Annotated in this window: 8 protein-coding genes; 4 read left to right on the top strand and 4 right to left on the bottom strand. The window is 68.9% G+C overall.

What is annotated here, in order from left to right; genetic code table 11:
- Nucleotides 1–23: 23 nt before the first annotated feature.
- The gene (locus ACFQ9Z_RS38740) at nt 24–656 is read right to left on the bottom strand and encodes a hypothetical protein (protein WP_383031586.1); all 633 of its coding nucleotides are present in this window, start codon (nt 654–656) and stop codon (nt 24–26) included.
- Between the two features lie 262 nt (nt 657–918).
- On the opposite strand from ACFQ9Z_RS38740, the gene ACFQ9Z_RS38745 reads away from it, so the two are divergent.
- The gene (locus tag ACFQ9Z_RS38745) at nt 919–1,275 is read left to right on the top strand and encodes a darcynin family protein (RefSeq protein WP_383031588.1); all 357 of its coding nucleotides are present in this window, start codon (nt 919–921) and stop codon (nt 1,273–1,275) included.
- Nucleotides 1,276–1,409: 134 nt separating this feature from the next.
- Here the strand turns inward: ACFQ9Z_RS38745 and ACFQ9Z_RS38750 are convergent, their stop codons facing one another.
- The 3 genes from ACFQ9Z_RS38750 to ACFQ9Z_RS38760 form a co-directional block, all read right to left on the bottom strand.
- Entirely contained in the window at nt 1,410–1,979 is a 570-nt protein-coding gene (locus ACFQ9Z_RS38750) for a hypothetical protein (protein ID WP_383031591.1), read from the bottom strand.
- 403 nt (nt 1,980–2,382) lie between these two features.
- Complete coding sequence (locus ACFQ9Z_RS38755) at nt 2,383–2,508, bottom strand: hypothetical protein (RefSeq protein ID WP_383031595.1); 126 nt, start codon at nt 2,506–2,508, stop codon at nt 2,383–2,385.
- The gene (locus ACFQ9Z_RS38760) at nt 2,483–3,424 is read right to left on the bottom strand and encodes a hypothetical protein (RefSeq protein WP_383031598.1); all 942 of its coding nucleotides are present in this window, start codon (nt 3,422–3,424) and stop codon (nt 2,483–2,485) included. Before ACFQ9Z_RS38760 ends, ACFQ9Z_RS38755 begins: the two co-directional genes overlap by 26 nt.
- A 182-nt stretch (nt 3,425–3,606) precedes the next feature.
- Between ACFQ9Z_RS38760 and ACFQ9Z_RS38765 the strand changes: the two genes are divergently transcribed.
- The 3 genes from ACFQ9Z_RS38765 to ACFQ9Z_RS38775 all read left to right on the top strand — a co-directional run bounded on the left by ACFQ9Z_RS38765 (nt 3,607) and on the right by ACFQ9Z_RS38775 (nt 6,243).
- Entirely contained in the window at nt 3,607–3,987 is a 381-nt protein-coding gene (locus ACFQ9Z_RS38765) for a hypothetical protein (protein ID WP_383031601.1), read from the top strand.
- Between the two features lie 79 nt (nt 3,988–4,066).
- Entirely contained in the window at nt 4,067–5,188 is a 1,122-nt protein-coding gene (locus ACFQ9Z_RS38770) for an IS630 family transposase (RefSeq protein WP_383031604.1), read from the top strand.
- A gap of 92 nt (nt 5,189–5,280) precedes the next feature.
- Nucleotides 5,281–6,243 carry a WGR domain-containing protein gene (locus tag ACFQ9Z_RS38775; RefSeq protein ID WP_383031608.1) on the top strand — a complete coding sequence of 321 codons (963 nt, stop codon included), beginning with the start codon at nt 5,281–5,283 and terminating at the stop codon, nt 6,241–6,243.
- Nucleotides 6,244–6,424 lie beyond the last annotated feature (181 nt).

Genomic DNA, 6,424 nt, shown 5'->3' on the forward strand with positions numbered 1-6,424 from the left:
GGTGGTCGTGCCGGGGCGGTCCGTCAGGTGAGGAGGCGGCCCAGGGACGCGGCGAGCGCGAGGAGCGTGAGGGTGAGGAGTCCGGCCAGCGTGGCGGCGGTCTTGCTGCGGGTGATGCGGCGGGGTGTGGGTGGACGAGTGTGGGACATCATCGGGAGCAGTTGCGTGGTGGTGATCGTCTCGACGGACAAGGCGAGGTCGCTTCCAGTGCCTTCCATGTGCCAGGCGACGCCGTGGATAGGGTGCAGGTCGTCGAGGTGGATCGGGGTGGGGAAGTAGGCGAGTCCGTCGCGGGCGGGGGCGGCGTCCTCCAAGTTCCCGGCGATCACGCTGGCCTGGTTCAGCAGGGGGTGGCGGGCCATCCGGTCGGCCATGCTGCGCGGTGCGACCCACACATCGCTGGTGCGGTAGGCGGCGGCGAAGTTGGCGCACATGGTGAAGTAGAGGCCGATAGCGTGGGGGTCATCCACAAGATCGCGGCCGGTCGCGGTGAAGTGCATGGCCGCCATCACGTCTCCGCCCCGGGGGACACCGCGGACGGGCTTGCCCCAGAAGTCGGCCACCTGCGCGCGCAGCCGTTCGGCCTGGTGGGCTTGGTCCATGGCGGTGCGTCGCGGAGCGGGTATCGGGGCCGGACGGGTAAGAATCTCGGGCATGGGGGTCCTTCGGTACGGGCCGTAACCGGTCGGTATGCCGGTGTGGCCGGAACCGTGGAGCGGACGGGCCCAAGCCGCACAACCGTCCGCTGCCGGAAAGGGAGCCCGGGTGGCGGGACCCTGGGGCAATGCGGGACCTTCGGTCCCAGGGGCGGGGACGGGGCCATCCCTGTAGACGGAAGGCCCCTAGAACGCCGTGATGATGACCTGATGGTGACTCAAAGAGCGCTTCGCCAACCGGTCGTTGATCCACAATGGGGCTATGACTGGCATCCAACCGCAGCCGCGGTTCACCATATTCGTGCACCTGACGGCTTTGCCCTCGTGGCTCGCGCTGGGGCGCCCTGAGCGTCAGCAGATCATCGCCGATCATGTGCAACCGCTGCTGGACAAGCACGACACGGTCCAGGTCCGGTGGTTCGACGCTGAAGCCTGGGCCGCCGCTCCGTCCGATGTCCTTGTGGCGACGACCAATGACCTGACCTCGTGGTCCGATCTGTTCGAGGGTCTTCGCGACAGTCCGCTGTGGAGCGTGCCCTACTTCCGGGTGGAGCTTGTACTGCCCACGGTCGAGGACGGCTTCGCCGACTACGAACGTCGAACCGGGCAGCGTGATTGAGACGGCGTCTTGATTGGCGAGTGGACTGGACACGGGCGGCCTCAGGGGCAGCGCGGTGGCGGACCGGCGGCCGGGCGGCGAGAGCGGAATTGCGGTCCCAGGTGTGGCGACGGGCAATCAGCGGCGCGGCAGAGTCAGGCCGCGTCCGGGTCCAGACGGGTGGTGGAGTCCACCCGCAGCTTGACGGTCTCGCGGCCGTACTCGGCGCCGTCGGTGAGGTAGCGCTCCTCGGCGTCCTGGGCGGAGGCGGCAGGCAGGCGGAAAGTGATCCTCTCAGCGCGGAAGACGGTCACCTCGTAGAGGTCCATCCGGTTTGGGCTGTCGCCGTCGGCGGCCGGGCCGCGTAGGCCCATGGAGGCTTCGATCACTTCGGCCTCTGCGTCCGCGTCCTGGGCGCACGCCTCGCACGGGTCGATCTCGGTGCACTCTGACGGGCGGTTGCCGTTCTGGCACGTCACGCCGTCCTGCTGGTCCAGGAGGACCAGCACGTCGTAGGTGAACAGCGGCGGGCGGGTGCCCTGGGCAAGGGCGAGGGTGCGCGGTTCGCCGTGGGCATGGGTCAGGTACGCGGTGACGACGTCGCGCAGGTGGTCACACTGGGCCGCGGTGGCGGTGTCGTCGGCGAGGGCGCGGACGTCGGCGACAGCGACCGACACGGGCCTGCCCTGGTGGACGTGGGTGGCGTGCGCGGTACGGCCGGCCATGGTGTCGGCCCATGCGCGGACACGGCAGGCGGCGGTATCAGCGGTGGGGCGGGCGCCCGCAGTGATCTCTGCGTGGCGTGCGGTGTATCGGGCGGGGAGGTGTGGGGCACGGCGGGGGCCTCCAGTCGGCGAAGCGGGGATCGGTCCGGCCCAAAAGGGGGTGTGGTCACCCGCCCGGGCGGGTGCCCCGGACCTTGGTGGAGGGTGGGGCTAGATACGCAACCCGCCTGCCAGGCACCCAGACAGACCCCGGCCACCGACCCCCTTTCTGCGCCATGAAAGGGGAGCCGGTGGCTGGGGCTGCACGAGGGCTGGCGGCCCGGGGCGGGTCAGTCAGCCGTCACGCGCGCGGGGAGCCTGAAGGCCGCGGGCGTGGCGCAGGCGGTGGGAGGGGGCGGGGTGTTCAGGTGGTGGGCGGGGCGGGCATGCGGGTGAAGATCCGCTCCGGCAGCGGGTGGTGCAGGCGCCAGGTGATCGCCATCGGCTTGCTGCCGGTGTGCTTCTCATGGCTGGCCGGGCCGAGCAGCACCCACGGCATCGCATTGCCGGGGGCGGTGTCCTTGCGCTCCCGCATGAACAGCAGGACGTGGGAGCCTCGTTGGGCGTGCTTCTGGTAACGCTGTCCGGTGGGCGAGTCGGGGCGGTGGAGTTCTGCGACTCCCAGTGAAAACGGGTCCGGCTGAGCGGGTAGTCCTTGTAGCGCACGGTCGGGAAAAGTCCCGCTCGCTCTTGTCCAGGGTGATCAGCAGTGCGTCCGTCTTGTTCGCCGGATCCCACAGCACCCCCTGGGCGAAGAAGCAGGGCAGCTGCCCGCCCAAGCGGGCCACGCCCATCGCGGCGAGGATCTCCGAGCGGTTGTAGGCGTGGTGGATGCTCAGAGGAATATGAGCGTGCGCTCCGGTCAGCGGTAGTGCCGGGCGGATCCGGTCGCTGTGCATCAGGTGCGTGAGGAGCTGCCCGAGCTCGGCGCGCACCGTGTGCTGGCCGCGCAGTGAGACGAGGCCATCGGTGTAGGAGGCGTGGCCGCCTGCCTTGTCCCACAGGTTGAAGAACAGCATCCGGGCGATCGTCTGGTCGAACTCGGTGAGGTCGTCGTAAGCGGGGGCGTCCTGGAGCGTGAACTGCCGGTAGAGGGTGACGCGCTCGAGGTCGTCGACGTGCAGGAAGCTGTGCATGCGCTTTAGCAGGTCGCCTTCGCCGGGTGTGGGGGTGGTGGGGGTGGGGAGCAGGTCGGCGCGCCGCAGGAGTGTCGTCCACGTGCTGGCACCCCGGTACACGTCCGTGACGTCACGGCCGGTGCGGTGCAGGAACTCGGACAGGTTGAGGGTGTTCGCCGTCCTGGCCTCCGCGACGAGCGTCCGCGTAGTCGACCGGGCTGGGACGGTTGCAGGGCGGTCGCGTTGCCGGGGGGTGGTGGAGGTGGAGATCAGGGGGTGGTTGGGCATCAGGCGCATCCCTTTCACGGTGAGGACTGAGCAAAGGAGGTCCGCCGAGAAGAAGGAGCGGCCGGTCGGCGCGGTCCCGGTTGTGTCGGCGGTAGGCGCGCCGTGCCCGGCCGGGAGTCAACGCCCACAACCCTGATGCCGACTGCGGGGCCTGCCGGCCGCCCGAGCTCACCGTTCACGCAATGGGCAAGGGCGGCCGGGGCGGTGGCGTGGGCGATGAGGTGCCTGGTGCCCCGTTCCATGGCTGGTGGGGGAGGCAGCGGCCGGACTCCATGGCCCTGTCCAAGCGGTGCGGACGCGGGATGCCGTTCCCGCCAGGCTTCCGCAGTCTGGACATCGAGGACCAGGACATGGTGATGCTTGATGCGGACGCCTACGGCTACGCCCAGGGCGTGCTCAAGGGACCGCTCGACGAACAGCGCGGCAGAGGCTTAATCCGGCTGACGGCGGTTTTCGAAAGGGTGCTCCCGGCGATCGACGACGCGTACGCGGCCAGCTATTACAGGCACGTGCGCGACATGGCGGTGCTGGCCGCCGAAATCGAGACTCTGCGCGAGAAGTAGCCTTCCGACCAGGAAGGTTCGCCCGGCCCGCGGTAACGGCGGTTGGATGGCGACGTCCGGTCCGACCGTTGGAGGTGTGGTGGCCGAGCCCGTCCGTGTGCGCAGACTGACCGACCAGGAGGGGCAGAAGCTGCAGCAGATGGTGCGCCGGGGCAGCACCAGTTCGGTGTGCAACCGGCGCGCGATGATGCTGTTGGCCTCGGCCGGCGGGAACCGCGTTCCGGTCATCGCCCAGCTGGTACGGGCGGACCAGGACACGGTTCGCCACGCGATCCACCGCTTCAACGAGATCGGCCTGGCCTGCCTGGACCCTCGCTGGGCGGGAGGCCGTCCCCGCCTGCTCAGTCCTGACGACGAGGACTTCGTCATCGCGACGGCCACCACCCGCCCGACCAAGCTCTGCCAGCCCTTCACCCGCTGGCCGATCCGCAAGCTCGCCGCCTACCTGCGGCGTGTTCACGGCCGTGTGATCCGGATCAGCCGCGAGGCGTTACGGTGCCTGCTCGCCCGGCGCGGCGTCACCTTCCGACGCACGAAGACCTGGAAGGAGTCGCCAGACCCTGACCGCGACGCCCAACTCGACCGCACCGAGCACGTCCTGGAACGGTTCCCCGACCGGGTGTTCGCGTTCGACGAGTTCTGCCCGCTCGGCATCCGGCCCACCGCCGGAACTGGTTGGGCTCCCGCCGGTCATTCCGAGCGGCACCCCGCGACCTACCACCGTACCCACGGCGTCCGCTACTTGCACGGCTGCTACTCGGTCGGCGACGACACCCTGTGGGGCGCCAAGCGCCGCAAGAAGGGCGCCAATAACACCTTGGCCGCCCTCAGGTCGATCCGGGCGGCTCGACCGGACGGTGTCCCGATCTACGTCATTCTCGACAACCTGTCCGCCCACAAGGGCGAGACGATCCGGCGCTGGGCCAGGAAGCATCGTCTCGAGCTGTGCTTCACCCCGACCTACGCGTCGTGGGCGAATCCGATCGAGGCCCACTTCGGGTCGCTGCGGCAGTTCACGATCGCCAACTCCAACCACCGCAACCACGCCGTCCAGACCCGGGCCCTGCACGCCTACCTGCGCTGGCGCAACGCCAACGCCCGCCACCCCGACGTCCTCGCCGCACAATGCCGCGAGCGCGCCCGCATCCGCAGCGAGAAGGGGATCCGCTGGGGCGGACGGATGCGCGTCCCCGCGTCCTGACCATCGCGGTGAAGGCAAGCTCGCAGGCGAGCGATAGGGTCACCCGCGTGCGGTCCTGACGCAGGCCCACCGCAGGCGGCACGGGAGGCCGGATGACCAGATGGCGGCGGTTCGAGCGGCAAGAGGCAACCCTCGAATACTGGAAGATCCGCCAGGAAGGCATCCGCTGCTTCCTCCGCTGGGGCTCCGACCGAACTCCCGGCAAGGCGAGCACAACAATCCTCGACGACGAGGAACAGGCGCGGCGCCACGCAGTACGCAAGATCAACGATCGTCTTCGCAAGGGCTTCACCGAGGTGGAACCTCCCTGCGATCCGGCAGAAGCCGAGACTGGTGCGCCGGTGCTGGACGTCCTCACCAGGGCCGCCAGCACCTACGCGCCGGTGCCGGAGTTCCTGCCAGTCGACGGTTTCGACCAAGTCTTTCGCTGCGCGCGCACGCCCGATCACCCGATGGGCTTCTTCGAGTACTACGTGCTGCGCGAGCAGGGTCACAGCGCGGTCCGCTTCGCAGTGCGAGCCGGCAGCCATCAGGACGCGGTGGTTGCCGGGTTCCTTGACTTCCTCTGCTCCAGGCGTGACCTCGCCTTCGAAGGCCGGTCCCACCACAAGGTTGCATTGCCGAGTCCGGTCGGGTCCTTCGACCACGCGCTGTTCTGCTCGCCGGCACTGGGCCGAGCCTGCGCCGCGTATCCGGCAGCGGCAGCGCGGGTCGCGACAGCCTTCCCCATTTTCAACTGCGAGATCGGGGACGAGGACCCGGAGGTGCTGGTCGACGCCCGCATCCACGGTCACGCCTCGCTGCCCTACAGCGACTGGGGACGAGCACCGTATCCCGCCGTTGACCTGCGCTTCGACATCCCGCCGTCGTTCTATCGACCGTCCCCAAAGTTCAAGATCTATCGGCCGAGCGACGTCCAGAAGCTCCTGGACGTACTGCCGACGGCATCGCCACAGAGCTGGCTGGAGGTGCGGTCTTTCCGAGGCGAAACCACGCGCCTGCAACCCGACATGACCATGTCCTTCGCTGACGTGATGTCCCTACTGATCAACTGAAGAAACGGCCTGGCTGTCGTCGGCCGCAGTCCCCGGGCTTCCAAACGTCAACAAACCGCAGCCGGTGAACCTTCTCGGTCACGGCACTAGTGTGATGCGCCAGAAATCCTGAGGGTTAGTTCTGCTCTGTTTTCTGGCCGGTGGTGCCGACCTTGGTGAGGTAGTCGGTGAGGGAGTTGAG

The organism is Streptomyces sp. NPDC056580 (assembly GCF_042793175.1).
GTDB lineage: Bacteria > Actinomycetota > Actinomycetes > Streptomycetales > Streptomycetaceae > Streptomyces.

What these genes read in the sequence shown, in the direction of transcription:
- ACFQ9Z_RS38750 (WP_383031591.1), bottom strand. Translation starts at nt 1,979, where the DNA reads ATGGCCGGCCGTACCGCGCACGCCACCCACGTCCACCAGGGCAGGCCC.
- ACFQ9Z_RS38765 (WP_383031601.1), top strand. Translation starts at nt 3,607, where the DNA reads ATGGGCAAGGGCGGCCGGGGCGGTGGCGTGGGCGATGAGGTGCCTGGT.
- ACFQ9Z_RS38760 (WP_383031598.1), bottom strand. Translation starts at nt 3,424, where the DNA reads ATGCCCAACCACCCCCTGATCTCCACCTCCACCACCCCCCGGCAACGC.
- ACFQ9Z_RS38775 (WP_383031608.1), top strand. Translation starts at nt 5,281, where the DNA reads ATGACCAGATGGCGGCGGTTCGAGCGGCAAGAGGCAACCCTCGAATAC.
- ACFQ9Z_RS38740 (WP_383031586.1), bottom strand. Translation starts at nt 656, where the DNA reads ATGCCCGAGATTCTTACCCGTCCGGCCCCGATACCCGCTCCGCGACGC.
- ACFQ9Z_RS38745 (WP_383031588.1), top strand. Translation starts at nt 919, where the DNA reads ATGACTGGCATCCAACCGCAGCCGCGGTTCACCATATTCGTGCACCTG.